The sequence below is a fragment of the Leifsonia sp. Root1293 genome (genome assembly GCF_001425325.1).
GTDB lineage: Bacteria > Actinomycetota > Actinomycetes > Actinomycetales > Microbacteriaceae > Orlajensenia.
Window position 1 is genome coordinate 1,832,966 of record NZ_LMEH01000001.1, and the last position, 14,212, is coordinate 1,847,177.

The following is a 14,212-nucleotide window of genomic DNA, read 5'->3' on the forward strand; positions in this document are numbered from 1 at the left end:
GGGCTGATGCTCAGACAGCGTTCGTAGACTGGCGCCGCCATGCATGAAACACTCTCCGAGCGGTGGAACCGCGTCTCCCTGCGCAGCAAGATCACCGGCGTGACGGTGCTCATGCTGACTGTGGGGCTGCTGGTCTCCGGCATCGGAACGATGGCGATGCTGCGCCAGTACATGACGCAGCAGGTCGACCAGCGACTGGCTTCCGTCGCATACGGCAAGACGGACAAGTTCGGGATCGAGGGCAACTCCGAGTTCGCCTCAGTGACCAGCGAGTCCGAATCATCGGAGTACTTCGTTGCCGCCTTCGATCGCGAAGGCAACCCGCTCGTCCACAACTGGCAGACGCGTCCCATCGAGGACCTCCCGATCATCACGAACACGCTGCCGATCGAGACGACCTACGATCTCGGAACATCCATCCTCGAATTGCGGGACTCGCGGGGGACGGCCTTCCACGCCATGGTCGTGCCACTGCAGTTCGACAAGGGGACCTTCGGCACCGCGCTCATCGCTGTCTCGATGCGCCAGACCGACAACATCATGGCCACGTACCTGTCGATCTTCCTCGGCTTCGGCATCGGCGTCGTCATCCTGGGCGCCCTCATCACCCGGATGCTCGTGACCTCGACGTTCTCTCCGCTGCGCGAGGTGGAACGCACCGCTGCCGCGATCGCCGACGGCGACTTCAGCCAGCGCCTGGGCGGGGCGACCCCGAACACCGAGGTCGGGCGGCTGAACCGCTCCCTCAACACCATGCTCAACCGCATCGACCGGGCGTTCAAGGACCGCGCCCGCAGCATCGAGCAGATGCGCCGCTTCGTCGGCGACGCGAGCCACGAGCTGCGCACGCCTCTCGTCTCGGTGCGCGGCTACGCGGAGCTCTACCGCATGGGTGCGCTGCAGACCCCCGAGGATGTCGCGCAGGCGATGGATCGCATCGAGAAGGAGGCCATCCGCATGGGCGGCCTCGTGGAGGACCTGCTCTCCCTGGCCCGCCTCGACGAGACCAAGCCGCTCGAGCTCGCTCCGGTCGACCTCGTTCCGATCGCCCGCGACGCGGCCCTCGACACCATGGCGTCATCGCCAGACCGCACTGTCACGGTGATCCTGCCGCCCAGCGTTCAGCACGACCTCGAGCCGTCGGATGCCGTCATCGAGGAGCCGGCCGAGACCACGTCCACTCCCGAGCGTCTCGGCACGAGCAACGCCACGGGCCCCGTCGCCTTCGCCGGCGCCACGCTCGCGCGACTGCGAGGCCGCCGCTACCGCAAGGCCGATGCCGCATCCGTCGCCTCGGGAACGATCCTGGCCTCGGCCATCGCGCCGTCGCTGGAGCCGGCCGAAGCCGTCCAGGCCGTCGTCCTGGCCGAGGAGAACAAGATCCGCCAGGTGCTCACCAACCTGCTCGGCAATGCGATGCGCTTCTCCCCTTCGGGCAGCCCGATCGAGATCGGCGTCGCCATCGACGAGTCGACCGACAGGGCCGTGCTCTCGGTCATCGACCACGGCGATGGCATTCCGCCGCAGATCCGCGAGAAGATCTTCCAGCGATTCTGGCGTGCGGACACCTCCCGTACCCGCGAGACCGGAGGCAGTGGCCTGGGGCTGGCCATCGTCTCGGCCATCATCGCCGCGCACAACGGGACCGTCGACGTCGTCGAGACTCCCGGCGGCGGGGCGACGTTCCGGGTGTCGCTGCCGCTGGCGACGTCGCCGTCCGCCCCGCAGCCGCTCGACGCCACAGGCACCCCGACGGCAGCTGTTCCGGTCGTCTGAGGTACCTCGGCTCGGAGGTCGACCCGTCAGGCCGTGAGGTTCCCGACCACCACGGCCGCGAGTGCGGCCAGCCGGCGCGCAGCGTCGGCGCGATCGGGGACCACCTCGTCGAAGAGCTGAACCTGCAGCCACGCGCCATCGACCGCCGCGTCGATGCGGCACCCGCCGTGCTGACCGTCGACGCAGCTGAACACCGCCCGGTCGGTTCCCTCGATGGACTCGACGACGCCGTCCGGATGCGCAGCCTCGATCATCGGCAGCGCCCAGGCCCCGCCCGGCATGAACTCGACGGCTCCGTAGCTGTGCTCGGTTCCGGTCTGGATCACCATGCACGCCGCCAGCGGTGCCATGTTCCAGGAGCCGGCAGCGAGACTCCATCCGCCGTGCGGCGAGTTCACATCGATGTCGGTCGGCAGTTCGGCGGCGTCCCTCGCGGCCACCGGATCGACCAGCGCTTCGCACGACGGCGCCTCCTGGGCCGACGTCGGAGTCGGCTCTGCTGAAGCTGCCGGCGAGGTCAACAGTCCCGCGATCCGCTCGGCGAGGAGCAGGAATCGATCGGCCGCTCCCTCCGGAGTGCCGCCTGCCGGAGCTCGCGCGGAGATCTCGACCCAGTACGAGCCGATGATGAAGTCCAGCTCGCATCCGCCCTCGAAGCACCGACCGATGAGCGGCTCCGGGATCACTTCGCTCTCGAAACCGCTCTCATCGGTGCCGTAGTACTCCAGCATCTGCGCCCAGTCGGCTCGCGGATCGGTGGCTCCGTCGGGGAGGATCTGCACGATCATCCCGCGGTAGTCCTCCGGGTAGAAGTTGCCGGCTCCGAGACCGGTCTGGTTCGCCAAGACGCAGCGCCAGCCGCCCGCGTCGACGACGGCGGCCAGGCGTGGCGCGCCGATTCCGAAGGCGGCCTGTTCGGGCTCCGCGACGGCTCCGTCCCCCACGACCGCGGCGACATCGGCTGCATCGATGAGGTCAGCGCAGCTCAACGGGAGCGGCGTCGTCGGTACGGATGGCGCCCCGGCGCCCTCCGCCGACGAAGGCGGCGTGGAGGCCGGTATCGGGGAGGGACTTCCCTCCGCCGTGGGCGAGGGTGATGTGATCCCCTCAGCAGCGGGGCCATCTGCTGCCGCGCAGCCCGTCAGGGCGATCATCACCAGTACCGTGATCGCGCCGACGACGCCCCGAGTCCTCATGGGATGAAAGTAGCAGCGGGCGGCAGCGGCGGATATGGGCCGAGATCACGGTTGCATGTCGAAAGGCCCGAGATATGCAGCGATCGGAATACACATCGCTCAGGCCTCCTCCCCAGTGCCTCGGAAACGGATGGGGTCCCCGAAGACGATGGCCGCCCTCCGCCGTCAGGTCGATCGATCTACCGTCGGCTGACAGCCACCCGAGGGGAATCAGCCACCATGACCAGCTACCACGTCGACAGCGATGCCGTCATCCAGACCACCCAGAGCGCTCACGGATCGATCGAGCGCATCCGGACCGAGGTGCAGGCGCTGCTCGGCCAACTCAGCAGCCTCGAGAGCTCGTGGAGCGGGCAGGCCTCCGTGGCGTTCCAGTCCGTCGTCGCCGATTGGCGGGCCACTCAGCAGCGGGTGGAGGAGAGCCTCGTCGGCATCACGACGGCACTCGGCAGCGCCGGGCAGCAGTACGCCGAGACGGAGCAGGCGAACCTGCGCCTGTTCGGACGCTAGCTCGACGGCCGAGTCCCGTCCGGCCTCCTGCACCAGCCGGGAGATGCAACAGAGGGCGCCTCCCGTATGGGAGACGCCCTCTGTCACTGTCCTGCGGTTCTAGACCTGCACTTCGGGCGCCCGCTTCGATGGGCCCTCAGCGCTGATCCTTCGGTTGAGATTCGCCTACGGCGAATGTCCACCTTCGGATCAGAAGTCCATGCCACCCGTGGGGTCGCCGACCGGAGCCGGGTTCTTCTCGGGCTTGTCGGCGACGACGGCCTCGGTGGTGAGGAACAGGCCGGCGATCGACGCTGCGTTGAGCAGAGCCGAGCGGGTGACCTTCACCGGGTCGTTGATGCCGGCAGCCAGCATGTCGACGTACTCGCCGGTCGCGGCGTTGAGGCCCTGGCCGACGGGGAGGTTGCGCACCTTGTCGACCACGACGCCGGGCTCGAGGCCCGCGTTGAGGGCGATCTGCTTGAGCGGAGCGTCGATGGCCACCTTGACGATGTTCGCACCGGTCGCCTCGTCGCCGACCAGCTCGAGCTTCTCGAACGCGGTCTTGCCGGCCTGGATGAGGGCGACGCCACCACCGGCGACGATGCCCTCTTCGACGGCTGCCTTCGCGTTGCGCACGGCGTCCTCGATGCGGTGCTTGCGCTCCTTGAGCTCGACCTCGGTCGCTGCACCCGCCTTGATGACGGCGACGCCACCGGCGAGCTTGGCGAGGCGCTCCTGGAGCTTCTCGCGGTCGTAGTCCGAGTCCGTGTTCTCGATCTCGGCGCGGATCTGCGCGACGCGGCCGGCGATGGCCTCCTCGTCACCCGAACCCTCGACGATGGTCGTCTCGTCCTTGGTGATGATGACCTTGCGAGCCTTGCCGAGCAGGTCGAGGGTGGCGTTCTCGAGCTTGAGACCGACCTCCTCGGAGATGACCTGACCACCGGTGAGGATGGCGATGTCCTGCAGCTGGGCCTTGCGACGGTCGCCGAAGCCGGGAGCCTTGACGGCGACCGACTTGAAGATGCCGCGGATCTTGTTCACGACGAGCGTGGCCAGAGCCTCACCGTCGACGTCCTCGGCGATGATGAGGAGCTGCTTGCCGGTCTGGATGACCTTGTCGACGATCGGCAGGAGGTCCTTGATGTTGGAGACCTTGCCGTTGACGATCAGGATGTAGGGGTCTTCGAAGACGGCTTCCTGGCGGTCGGGGTCGGTGACGAAGTACGCCGACAGGTAGCCCTTGTCGAAGCGCATGCCCTCGGTCAGCTCGAGCTCGGTGCCGAAGGTGTTCGACTCCTCGACGGTGACGACACCCTCCTTGCCGACCTTGTCGATGGCCTCGGCGATGAGCGCGCCGATCTCGGGGTCTCCGGCGGAGATGGAAGCGGTCGCAGCGATCTCCTCCTTGGTCTCCACCTCCTTGGCGTTGGCGACGAGCTCGGCGGTCACAGCGGCGACGGCCTTCTCGATGCCGCGCTTGAGGCTGATGGGGTCTGCGCCGGCGGCGACGTTGCGGAGGCCCTCGCGCACGAGTGCCTGGGCGAGAACGACCGAGGTCGTGGTGCCGTCACCTGCGACGTCGTCGGTCTTCTTGGCGACCTCCTTGACGAGCTCCGCACCGATCTTCTCGTACGGGTCGTCGAGCTCGATCTCCTTGGCGATGGAGACACCGTCGTTCGTGATGGTGGGGGCGCCCCACTTCTTCTCGAGGACGACGTTACGACCGCGCGGGCCAAGCGTCACCTTGACGGCGTCCGCGAGGATGTTGAGTCCGCGCTCGAGGCCGCGACGGGCCTCCTCGTTGAAAGCAATGATCTTTGCCATGTGTGATTCTCGTCCCTTCCCGGACGTTTCAATCTGCGTCTAGTTAGCACTCAATCCAAACGAGTGCTAATTCGATTCTGGCACTCTGATGTCGCGAGTGCAAGCCGGTGGGACGCCGTGGGAAGCGAACGACTACTGCAGTGCGACCGAGCCCTGGCCGTTGGGAACGAGCTCGATCCAGGTGTTGCCGGGAGCCAGCCTCACGACGACACCATTGCCGTCGACGAAGCGGATGGCGCTCCCGGCATCCTTCTTCGACCAGGTCGCGTTGACGGTCTTGCCGCCTGTCGAGACCGTAGCAGCTCCGGACCCGGTCAGGACCGTCTTCGGCACCTCGCCGTAGGTGCCGTCGATGTCGACGCGCATCGTGATGACGTTCGTGGCCTGCAGCTGCTTGCCCTTGTCGTCGAGGTCGGGCGCGCCCTCCTGGTTGCGAAGCCACACCTTGTTGGCCTCGTCCCAGGTGAAGTTCGGGTAGCGCTCCGGCGAGAAGACGACTGCGATGTTCGCGGTGGGCGCACCGTCGAGGGCAGCCGTCGACGACGCGATGTCGGTCGAGTAGGCGTACTGCTGCTTGGGAGCCGCCAGGTCGCTCGCCTGCTTCACCGCATCCGAGGCGTGCAGGATGACGTTGTGCGGTGCCTCGTGGGCGTCGTAGCGGTAGAAGATGCCCGAGGTGTCGTAGTCGAAGACCAGGTTGCGCACGGGAGTGTTCATCATCATGTTGACGAAGATCTCCTGGCCGCCCGAATAGGCGACGAGACCTCCGAACGGCGAGATGATGTCGGGATCCATGGGACGGATCGATCGGACCGGGCCGATCTCGCTCGGGATGTCGTAGTGCCAGACTGCCGCGTAGCGGGTGAGACCGCCCTCGACGAGTTCCTCGAAGACGATGTCGGTGCGATCGAGCCCCACCTGCGGCCGCGCGGCCTCGTGGTTGTCGATCTTCGCGACGAGGGACGGATGCGCCATGCTGCCGGCGGGAACAGTGTTTCCGCGCAGCGGAGCCAACTGGGTCGCCGCCGGCGCCTCGTACGTCGAGACGTAGGCAGGCCCGGTGGGGGTCGGGGTCGCCGTCTTCGTGGGCGCGGCCGAGGTGCATCCTGCGGCGAGCAGGATCGCGGGCAGCACGATGATCGTGGCCAGCACAGCTTGTCGACTCATCCGCACCCCTCAGTCGGTTCTCCGACCAAACACTAACGCCGCCCGGTCACCCGGACGGCGTTAGGACACGGGCTATGCCCTCAGATCGTGCTGATCAGGCGAGTCGGACCGACTCGGCCTGGGGGCCCTTGTTTCCGGTTCCGACCTCGAAGACCACCTGCTGGCCCTCCTCGAGAACCTTGTAGCCCGCCATGTCGATGGCGGAGTAGTGAACGAAGACGTCCTGACCCCCACCGTCGACCGTGATGAACCCATAGCCCTTTTCAGCGTTGAACCACTTGACGGTTCCGTTCGCCATTCGTTGCTCCCATTGCTGTGTAACTCGCAGCACCTGCCCAAATGCCTGTACCGGGCCTGTCGCAGTGAACTGCGCCTACGTCTCCGCTCTCGCGGAAATTGTTCGACCAGCACCAGATGTTACTGAAATCGACGGCGACGACAAGGGATGGAACGCTGCTTTTCATCGCAGATTGGCAACGATTCGTCACACAGTCCGCGCGGGGCGCTCGAAGCGAGCGTCAGGCGGGCGATTCGTAGTCGGATCCGACCACGACCACGAGCTGCGCTCCTGCATCCGCGAAGTCCTGCGAGAACTGCACGTCGGCTCCGGGAACGGCGGCCGCGAGACCGCGGGCGGCGCCCTCCAGCGTCGCATCGGCGTAGTACACGACTGTGGCGGTGTAGTCCTGCTTGTCGGCGTTGGATGCTGCCCCGACCGTCCAGCCGGCCGCGGTCAGAGAGTCGGCGACCTCGCGGGCGAGGCCGGACGTGCCCGTGCCGTTCAGCACGGTGATGCTCACGGAGGGGTCCTGAGTGGGCTCGGCGGTGGCGGTGGCTGCCGGTGTCTCGGGAGCACTGGTGTCGCCGGGAGCGGAATCGAGCCCGTTGTTCAACAGCATGATGGCCACCGCGCCGATGACCACCAGGATCGCGGTCGCCAACGCGGCCCAGCCGACGGCGATCCAGCCACGGCCGCGTTTGCGGGGGGAACGGTGGGCTCCGACCCGCTCGAGATCCTTGGGGATGTCGTCGAAGCGGTCTTCAGGGTACGAGGTGGCCATTCTTCCCGGTTCAGTTCGTGTCGTCAGTGGTGCCGAGGGATCGTCGTCGGCGTGCCTCGGTGCGGGCGTCGCGGAGCCGCTGCAGCCTCTTGACGAGCATGGGGTCGTACGCCAGTGCGAGCGGTGAGTCGATGAGGGCTCCCAGCACTTGATAGTAGCGGGCCGCTGACAGACCGAATTCGGCCCTGATCGCCTGCTCCTTCGCGCCGGCGTGCTTCCACCACTGCCTCTCGAACGCGAGCACCGCCTCCTCGCGCTCCGACAACCCGGACGACGCACGTGCGGTGTGCTGTCGGTTCTCACTCGCCTCGGCCATACGCACCTCCCACAGACGACCGCGACCGGTTCGGGTCGGCTTGCCGCCATCATAGGCACGAGCCATCGCGCCGCAACGGCGCGTCACCCGGCCCGTCGGAATGCGATCATCGATATGGGCGTTGTCCCACGTCGACGCTGAATCCCCGGAAGGACCCCATGAGTTACCAGGTATCGAAGTCCGACGACGAGTGGCGCGAGGAATTGGGCGCTGAGCAGTTCCAGGTGCTCCGCGAGGCTGCGACGGAGCGCCCGTGGACGGGCGAACTCCTCGACGAGGAACGGGGCGGCATCTACACCTGCGGTGCCTGCAACGCCGAGCTCTTCAAGAGCGGCACGAAATTCGACTCCGGATGCGGCTGGCCGAGCTTCTACGAATCCGTTCGACCCGAGGCCGTTCAGTTGATCGCCGACACGACTCTCGGAATGGAGCGCACCGAGGTTCGCTGCGCCACCTGCGGTTCGCACCTCGGCCACGTCTTCCCCGACGGTTTCGGAACCCCCACCGGTGACCGGTACTGCATGAACTCGATCGCGCTCAACTTCACGCCCGACGCCTGAAGCCGGACGCCTGAAGCGTGACGCCCGACGCCTTCCTGACGGGGCTCCCCCGACGAGAAGGTCAGGCTGCGCGTCTGAACTGACGCCAGTTCACCCCGGCCACCACGACGGCGGCGAGGGCGAGCACGGTGCCGACGACGGTAGTCACGGCGAGCGATCCGGCGTGACCGGGCAGCGTCGTGTCGATGACGACCGCCGCGACGAGCTGACCCGCGATCATGGCCAGCGACAGGAGGAGGGCTCCCGTGATGCGCACGAGGACGGCCGCTGCGGCGATGAACACGCAGCCGATGACGCCGCCCAGGTAGAGCCAGAGCTCCGTCGGCAGCGACTGCGGCCAGCCGACGATGAGAGCGTGCACGAGGAAGGCGACCAGGAGCACGACCGTGCCGACGGCGAAGTTGCCGACGGTGGCCGTCAACGCGCTCTCGGCGCTCTCGCGCACCCTGCCGTTGACGGCCTGCTGCCAGCCGAGCCCGAGCCCGGCGAGGAAGGGCAGCAGCAGCATCCAGAACGGGGCGTCGCCGTTCAGCTGCGTCGCCACCGAGACGATGACGGCGAGGATGGCGAGTACCGCCCCGACGACCCGCGGAACGGTGAGGGGGCGCGGACCGCCGGATACCAACGTCGTGCGGTCGACGAGAAGCCCGCTGATCGATTGGCCGGCGACCGTGGCGACACTGAACAGCGCGACGCCGAGCACCGCTGCTGTCAGCCCCTGGGTGAGCACGAGGAAGGCACCGGCCGCTCCACCCAACAGCATCCACCAGCGCAGCCGACCGTCGCGGAGCGCGGCGGGCAGGCGCCGGAAACCGGCACGCCCCGGCCGCCACAGCGCCAGTGCGATGAGCAGGATGACGAGGCCGCTGCCGAAGGAGATGAGCGCGGCAGCGAAGCCGTCGCCGAGTTGCCGGCCGAGTTCGCCGTTGATGCGCGACTGCACGGCGACCAGCACGCCCGACACGACGGCGCAGGCCACCGCGCCGATGATCGCCGGGCGTGCCGGGGCGGCGTGCGGAGCAGCCGTCGCGGCGGGTGCGTCCTGCTGTGTCACGTGCATTCCCCCGATCGGGGCCGGCTGCGGGACTCGAACCCGCAACCCCCGCTTTACAAGAGCGGTGCGCTACCAATTGCGCCAAGCCGGCAGGAAGCCTCGCGACTTCGAGTGTCGATCCTATCCGAAGTGCACCCGGCGCTCGAACGACGGATGCCCGCCCTCACCAGGAGGGCGGGCATCCGTTCAGCGACGAGGCGACTCAGCCAGCAGGGGTCGGCGTCGGAGTCGGCGTGGGCGTCGAGGTCGAGTAGGTCTCCCCGGCGGCCTGGATGACGAAGGAGGCGAACTCCTCGGGGTCCGTCAGCGATCCCGAGTACTGCTTGCCGTTCACCAGCACCGTGGGCGTACCGCCGACGGCCTTGAGGTCGGAGTTCGGAATCGGCTCGTTGAGTGCGCGATCCGTCGAGGCCTCGACCCAGCTCGAGAAGGTGCCGAGCTTGCCATCGGTGATGCACTTCTCGACGCTGCCGTACGATCCGACACCGGCATCCTTGGCGACAGCGGCGATCTCCTCGTTCGAGAGACCGGCCGTGCCCTCCTCGGGCTGCTTCGCGAACAGGGCGCTGTTGAAGGCCCAGAAGTCGTCGGGGCTGTAGTTGGCGACGCAGGCCGCCGCGTTCGCGGCGCGGCTCGAGTACATGGTTCCGGCCGACTTGGTCTTGAGCAGCGCGATCGGGTGGATCTCCACCGTCGCGGCTCCGGACTCGAGCCACTTCTGCATCTGCTCGGAGTTCGTCATCTCGAACTGGTTGCAGTATGGGCAGAGGTAGTCGAGGTAGACCCGGATGTTGGCGACCTTGCCGCTGTCGTCGGGAACCGACGGCGTCGGGGTGGCGCCGGCAGCGAGCGCGGGAGTGGGAACGGCCTTCAGCCCCTCCCCGATCACGATGCCATCGCTGGCCATGTTCTTGGGGCCGGGTCCTTCAGGCTTGACCGACTGAACGATGATGAGCGCGATGATGGCCACGACAGCCACGATCGCGATCGCGATTCCGCCCTGGAGCAGGACTTTGTTACGCCGTTCGCGCTTCTTCTGCTCCTCGCGCAGGAGGCGTGCCTTTTCACGGGCTTCCTCACGGCGCTGGTTCTTGGTCGGACGGGGGTCGCTCCCGTTGGTCATGGATCCTCGCTTGAAATGCGTCGGGGGGCCGCGGATAGGACCGCGGGTGGCTGCAGGCAAACGCCTCGAAGATAGTAGGCCGACAGTCTGGGAATACACCAACCACGGCCTGAATGGGGGGTGTGCCGCTGTCAGGGCGGTGGAGAGCGCACTGCACCCCCCGATTCGGTGTCATCATCACCGCGTGTCATACTGACACTTGGTCACCGTCGACCGATGGCGACCACCATCCATTCACTACGGATCGTCCGGCACGTACCTGCCGGTGAAGGAGAAGAAGAACCATGGCATCAGTCACTTTCGACAAGGCCACACGCCTGTACCCGGGCGGCACCCGCCCCGCTGTCGACCAGCTCGACCTGCAGGTCGCCGACGGCGAGTTCCTCGTTCTGGTCGGCCCCTCCGGTTGCGGCAAGTCCACGTCGCTGCGCATGCTCGCCGGCCTCGAAGAGGTCAACGACGGCAACATCTTCATCGGCGAGCGCAACGTCACCGACGTTCCCCCGAAGGACCGCGACATCGCGATGGTCTTCCAGAACTACGCCCTGTACCCGCACATGACCGTTGCCGAGAACATGGGCTTCGCGCTCAAGATCGCCGGCGTCGGTAAGGACGAGCGCGCCAGCCGCGTTCTCGAGGCCGCCAAGCTGCTCGACCTCGAGCCGTACCTGAGCCGCAAGCCGAAGGCCCTCTCGGGTGGTCAGCGTCAGCGCGTCGCCATGGGCCGTGCCATCGTGCGTCAGCCCCAGGTGTTCCTCATGGACGAGCCGCTGTCGAACCTCGACGCCAAGCTCCGCGTGCAGACCCGCACCCAGATCGCGTCGCTCCAGCGCCGCCTCGGCGTCACCACGGTCTACGTCACGCACGACCAGACCGAGGCGCTCACCATGGGTGACCGCATCGCCGTGCTGAAGGACGGCGTGCTGCAGCAGGTCGGAACCCCGCGCGACCTGTACGAGGCCCCGAACAACGTGTTCGTCGCCGGCTTCATCGGCAGCCCGGCCATGAACCTCTTCACGGCAGACATCGCCGACGGTGGAGTGAAGTTCGGCTCTGCCATCGTTCCCGTCGAGCGCCAGGCGCTCGACAGCGCGACCGGCTCCAGCGTCACCGTGGGCGTCCGCCCCGAGGACATCACCGTCTCGACGACCGCCAACACCGGCCTCGAGGTCGATGTCGACCTGGTCGAGGAGCTCGGAGCCGACGGCTACCTCTACGGTCACTCCACGATCGAGGGCAAGCGCACCGACATCGTCGCTCGCGTCGACGGCCGCATCCACCCCAACGCCGGCGACAAGGTCTACCTCACGCCGACGCCGGGCCACGTGCACGTCTTCGACGCCGAGAGCGGCGAGCGTCTGCTGCACACCGCCATCGCGCACTGAGGACTCGAGCACAGCGAGGGTCCGAAGGTCGAGTAGTGCCGGCGTAGCCGACACCTATCGAGACCAGATCCACCATCGAACGGCCGGCGGGTACATCCCGCCGGCCGTTCGTCTTGAACCCGGAACGGTAGGCTCGATCCTCATGAGAGGCTCCCTCACCATCACCTCGGCGGTCACAGACCCCGCTTTGCTCGACCTCCCGTGGGACCAGCCCCTCGACGACTGGTCCAACGACCACATCGCCGTGCTGCCCAAGGGCATCTCGCGCCACCTCGTTCGTTTCGCCAACCTCTCCGGGCACGTCATCGCGGTCAAGGAGACCACCGAGGTCATGGCCAAGGGCGAGTACGAGATGCTCCGTACCCTGCAGCGCATGGAGGTGCCGTGCGTCGAGCCGGTCGCCGTGATCACCAATCGCGTCGACGTGGAGGGCGACCCGCTGCCGCCCGCGCTCGTCACCCGCCACCTGAAGTTCTCGCTCCCCTACCGCGCGCTGTTCTCGCAGACGCTGCGACCCGACACGGCCACCCGTCTCGTCGACGCCCTCGCCGTCCTCCTGGTGCGCCTGCACATGATCGGATTCTTCTGGGGCGACGTGTCGCTCTCGAACACTCTCTTCCGGCGCGACGCCGGCGCCTTCGCCGCGTACCTCGTCGACGCCGAGACCGGCCAGCTGTACACCGGCGGCCTGTCGAACGGCCAGCGCGAGAACGACCTCGAGATCGCCCGTGTGAACATCGCCGGCGAGCTGATGGACCTCGAGGCCGGCGGTCGCGTCGCCGACGAGCTCGACCCCATCCGCATCTCCAACGGCATCGTCGAGGCGTACAGGCTGCTCTGGAAGGAGCTCACCGGCTCGGAGTCGTTCGACTCGTCCGAGCGCTGGCGCATCAACGAACGCGTGGACCGCCTGAACAAGCTCGGCTTCGACATCGAGGAGCTCGCCATCCGCACCACGGACGAGGGCTCGACTGTGCGGATCCAGCCCAAGGTCGTCGATGCCGGCCACCACCAGCGCCGCCTCCTGCGCCTCACCGGGCTCGACGCCGAGGAGAACCAGGCCCGCCGCCTGCTCAACGACCTCGACTCGTATGCCGCCACCTACGGCAAGAACGACCTGGACGAGGAGATGGTGGCCCACGAGTGGCTGATGCGCGTCTTCGAGCCCGTGGTGCGTGCGATCCCCCGGGACCTCAAGGGCAAGCTCGAGCCGGCCGAGGTGTTCCACCAACTGCTCGAACACCGCTGGTACATGGCGCAGAACGCCGGGCACGACATCCCGCTGGCCGAGGCGGTCACCAGCTACATCAACGACGTCCTGCGCCACCGTCGTGACGAGGCCACGATGATCGATCCCCCGACCGGCACCTTCACCGTGCCGATCCCCGTGGTCGGCGAGGACGGCGATGGCGACGAGGAGTCGACGACCGACACCGACGAGGACTGGCGCCTCAAGGTGTGACCGGGACGGTGTCCTGGTCGTAGCCCGCTTCGTCGACGTGCCAGGTGATCATGCCGTTCCTGCCCCATTCCACCGTGAGGGTGAGCAGCTCCGGATTGCTCGGTCGCGTGGCGGTCTTCTCCATCCGCAGCCCCCTCTCGGCGAGCTCCTCGGCCGTCGCGCACTCGGACACGGCGCGCACCCCGGAGACCACCGAGACCAGGCAGTAGGCGCCGTCGTCGCGGATGGCCGCGTAGATCTGCACGTCGTCGTCGCTCACGATGTCGGCGGCGAGCCGGCGGAACGACTCCCGGACGTATCCCGGGACCACGGCGTCGCCGGGATTCGCCGTCGGATACGCGAGGCTGTTGAACACAGTCTCGAGCATCGCGGTGGGCGCTGGAGTCGGGGGCCGCGCAGCGATGATGGCCCTGTCGACGGCCTCGACCGCCGTGACGGCCAGGGCCCCGACCAGCACACCGGCCGCCAGGCCGATGAGCAGCATCCGCCGCCCCGATCTGCGGCCGGAGCCTCCAGGAGGGCTGGGGGCCGGCGCGGGCGCCGCGGCCTCGGCCTTGGCGACGGCGACGGCGACGACATCCGGAGCCGCGGTCTCCACCGGTGCGGCCGCGCGGGCAGCAGCGACCCGCCGGTCGTGGAGCATGAGCTCCCAGACCGACGGGCGCATGCTCACGCGTTCGCCGGTCTCGGGGTCGACGAAGCTCTGCTCGGCCTCGTCGGCTGACGAGCGCGCGTAGACCCGCTGCACCAGCCGGTCCCTCTCCGCATCCTGTGTCACGTCGCTGTGACTCCT

15 protein-coding genes and 1 tRNA gene are annotated in these 14,212 nt (G+C 67.6%); 6 read left to right on the forward strand and 10 right to left on the reverse strand.

Translation table 11 applies throughout. The features are described 5' to 3' along the window. The first annotated feature begins 39 nt into the window (after positions 1-39). Positions 40-1,776: a sensor histidine kinase gene (locus ASC59_RS08675; RefSeq protein ID WP_055820917.1), complete on the forward strand. Its 1,737-nt coding sequence runs from the start codon at positions 40-42 to the stop codon at positions 1,774-1,776. Positions 1,777-1,802: 26 nt separating this feature from the next. Here the strand turns inward: ASC59_RS08675 and ASC59_RS08680 are convergent, their stop codons facing one another. After that, complete coding sequence (locus ASC59_RS08680; protein WP_055820920.1) at positions 1,803-2,765, reverse strand: hypothetical protein; 963 nt, start codon at positions 2,763-2,765, stop codon at positions 1,803-1,805. On the opposite strand from ASC59_RS08680, the gene ASC59_RS17225 reads away from it, so the two are divergent. Then, positions 2,746-2,979, forward strand: coding sequence for a hypothetical protein (locus ASC59_RS17225; protein WP_157487969.1), 234 nt, complete (start codon positions 2,746-2,748; stop codon positions 2,977-2,979). The two genes, ASC59_RS08680 and ASC59_RS17225, sit on opposite strands and share 20 nt — an antisense overlap. Positions 2,980-3,191: 212 nt before the next feature. Then, a complete protein-coding gene (locus ASC59_RS08685; protein WP_055820922.1) occupies positions 3,192-3,482 on the forward strand; it encodes a WXG100 family type VII secretion target in 291 nt (96 codons plus the stop codon). A gap of 189 nt (positions 3,483-3,671) precedes the next feature. On the opposite strand, the gene groL is transcribed toward ASC59_RS08685, so the two are convergent. From groL to ASC59_RS08710, 5 genes are all read right to left on the reverse strand, one after another. Then, entirely contained in the window at positions 3,672-5,291 is a 1,620-nt protein-coding gene (gene groL, locus ASC59_RS08690; RefSeq protein ID WP_055820925.1) for a chaperonin GroEL, read from the reverse strand. 132 nt (positions 5,292-5,423) lie between these two features. Next, complete coding sequence (locus ASC59_RS08695) at positions 5,424-6,458, reverse strand: DUF3048 domain-containing protein (protein WP_082513490.1); 1,035 nt, start codon at positions 6,456-6,458, stop codon at positions 5,424-5,426. 94 nt (positions 6,459-6,552) lie between these two features. Further along, complete coding sequence (locus tag ASC59_RS08700; RefSeq protein ID WP_055820931.1) at positions 6,553-6,756, reverse strand: cold-shock protein; 204 nt, start codon at positions 6,754-6,756, stop codon at positions 6,553-6,555. A gap of 220 nt (positions 6,757-6,976) precedes the next feature. Further along, on the reverse strand, positions 6,977-7,519 hold the full coding sequence (locus ASC59_RS08705; protein WP_055820933.1) for a LytR C-terminal domain-containing protein: 543 nt from the start codon (positions 7,517-7,519) through the stop codon (positions 6,977-6,979). Between the two features lie 10 nt (positions 7,520-7,529). Beyond that, complete coding sequence (locus tag ASC59_RS08710) at positions 7,530-7,835, reverse strand: DUF3263 domain-containing protein (RefSeq protein WP_157487970.1); 306 nt, start codon at positions 7,833-7,835, stop codon at positions 7,530-7,532. 158 nt (positions 7,836-7,993) lie between these two features. Here ASC59_RS08710 and msrB point away from each other — a divergent pair, with 158 nt between their 5' ends. Next, the gene (gene msrB, locus ASC59_RS08715) at positions 7,994-8,395 is read left to right on the forward strand and encodes a peptide-methionine (R)-S-oxide reductase MsrB (RefSeq protein WP_055820936.1); all 402 of its coding nucleotides are present in this window, start codon (positions 7,994-7,996) and stop codon (positions 8,393-8,395) included. Positions 8,396-8,456: 61 nt separating this feature from the next. On the opposite strand, the gene ASC59_RS08720 is transcribed toward msrB, so the two are convergent. The 3 genes from ASC59_RS08720 to ASC59_RS08730 all read right to left on the reverse strand — a co-directional run bounded on the left by ASC59_RS08720 (position 8,457) and on the right by ASC59_RS08730 (position 10,572). Further along, positions 8,457-9,449 carry a DMT family transporter gene (locus ASC59_RS08720; protein ID WP_235492637.1) on the reverse strand — a complete coding sequence of 331 codons (993 nt, stop codon included), beginning with the start codon at positions 9,447-9,449 and terminating at the stop codon, positions 8,457-8,459. 18 nt (positions 9,450-9,467) lie between these two features. Next, positions 9,468-9,540, reverse strand: a tRNA-Thr gene (locus ASC59_RS08725). A 111-nt stretch (positions 9,541-9,651) separates the two neighbouring features. Then, entirely contained in the window at positions 9,652-10,572 is a 921-nt protein-coding gene (locus ASC59_RS08730; RefSeq protein WP_055820939.1) for a DsbA family protein, read from the reverse strand. A 284-nt stretch (positions 10,573-10,856) separates the two neighbouring features. On the opposite strand from ASC59_RS08730, the gene ASC59_RS08735 reads away from it, so the two are divergent. Together ASC59_RS08735 and ASC59_RS08740 are read left to right on the forward strand one after the other, a co-directional pair. After that, on the forward strand, positions 10,857-11,957 hold the full coding sequence (locus ASC59_RS08735; protein WP_055820941.1) for an ABC transporter ATP-binding protein: 1,101 nt from the start codon (positions 10,857-10,859) through the stop codon (positions 11,955-11,957). Between the two features lie 142 nt (positions 11,958-12,099). Then, entirely contained in the window at positions 12,100-13,419 is a 1,320-nt protein-coding gene (locus ASC59_RS08740; protein WP_055820944.1) for a DUF4032 domain-containing protein, read from the forward strand. Here the strand turns inward: ASC59_RS08740 and ASC59_RS08745 are convergent. Then, positions 13,409-14,197 (reverse strand): hypothetical protein, encoded by a 789-nt coding sequence (locus tag ASC59_RS08745; RefSeq protein WP_055820948.1) that lies wholly within the window; start codon positions 14,195-14,197, stop codon positions 13,409-13,411. The genes ASC59_RS08740 and ASC59_RS08745 overlap by 11 nt on opposite strands. Positions 14,198-14,212: the final 15 nt, after the last annotated feature.

What these genes read in the sequence shown, in the direction of transcription:
- ASC59_RS08685 (WP_055820922.1), top strand. Translation starts at nt 3,192, where the DNA reads ATGACCAGCTACCACGTCGACAGCGATGCCGTCATCCAGACCACCCAG.
- ASC59_RS08675 (WP_055820917.1), top strand. Translation starts at nt 40, where the DNA reads ATGCATGAAACACTCTCCGAGCGGTGGAACCGCGTCTCCCTGCGCAGC.
- ASC59_RS08735 (WP_055820941.1), top strand. Translation starts at nt 10,857, where the DNA reads ATGGCATCAGTCACTTTCGACAAGGCCACACGCCTGTACCCGGGCGGC.
- msrB (WP_055820936.1), top strand. Translation starts at nt 7,994, where the DNA reads ATGAGTTACCAGGTATCGAAGTCCGACGACGAGTGGCGCGAGGAATTG.
- ASC59_RS08695 (WP_082513490.1), bottom strand. Translation starts at nt 6,458, where the DNA reads ATGAGTCGACAAGCTGTGCTGGCCACGATCATCGTGCTGCCCGCGATC.
- ASC59_RS17225 (WP_157487969.1), top strand. Translation starts at nt 2,746, where the DNA reads ATGAGGTCAGCGCAGCTCAACGGGAGCGGCGTCGTCGGTACGGATGGC.
- ASC59_RS08740 (WP_055820944.1), top strand. Translation starts at nt 12,100, where the DNA reads ATGAGAGGCTCCCTCACCATCACCTCGGCGGTCACAGACCCCGCTTTG.
- ASC59_RS08700 (WP_055820931.1), bottom strand. Translation starts at nt 6,756, where the DNA reads ATGGCGAACGGAACCGTCAAGTGGTTCAACGCTGAAAAGGGCTATGGG.
- ASC59_RS08710 (WP_157487970.1), bottom strand. Translation starts at nt 7,835, where the DNA reads ATGGCCGAGGCGAGTGAGAACCGACAGCACACCGCACGTGCGTCGTCC.
- groL (WP_055820925.1), bottom strand. Translation starts at nt 5,291, where the DNA reads ATGGCAAAGATCATTGCTTTCAACGAGGAGGCCCGTCGCGGCCTCGAG.
- ASC59_RS08730 (WP_055820939.1), bottom strand. Translation starts at nt 10,572, where the DNA reads ATGACCAACGGGAGCGACCCCCGTCCGACCAAGAACCAGCGCCGTGAG.
- ASC59_RS08705 (WP_055820933.1), bottom strand. Translation starts at nt 7,519, where the DNA reads ATGGCCACCTCGTACCCTGAAGACCGCTTCGACGACATCCCCAAGGAT.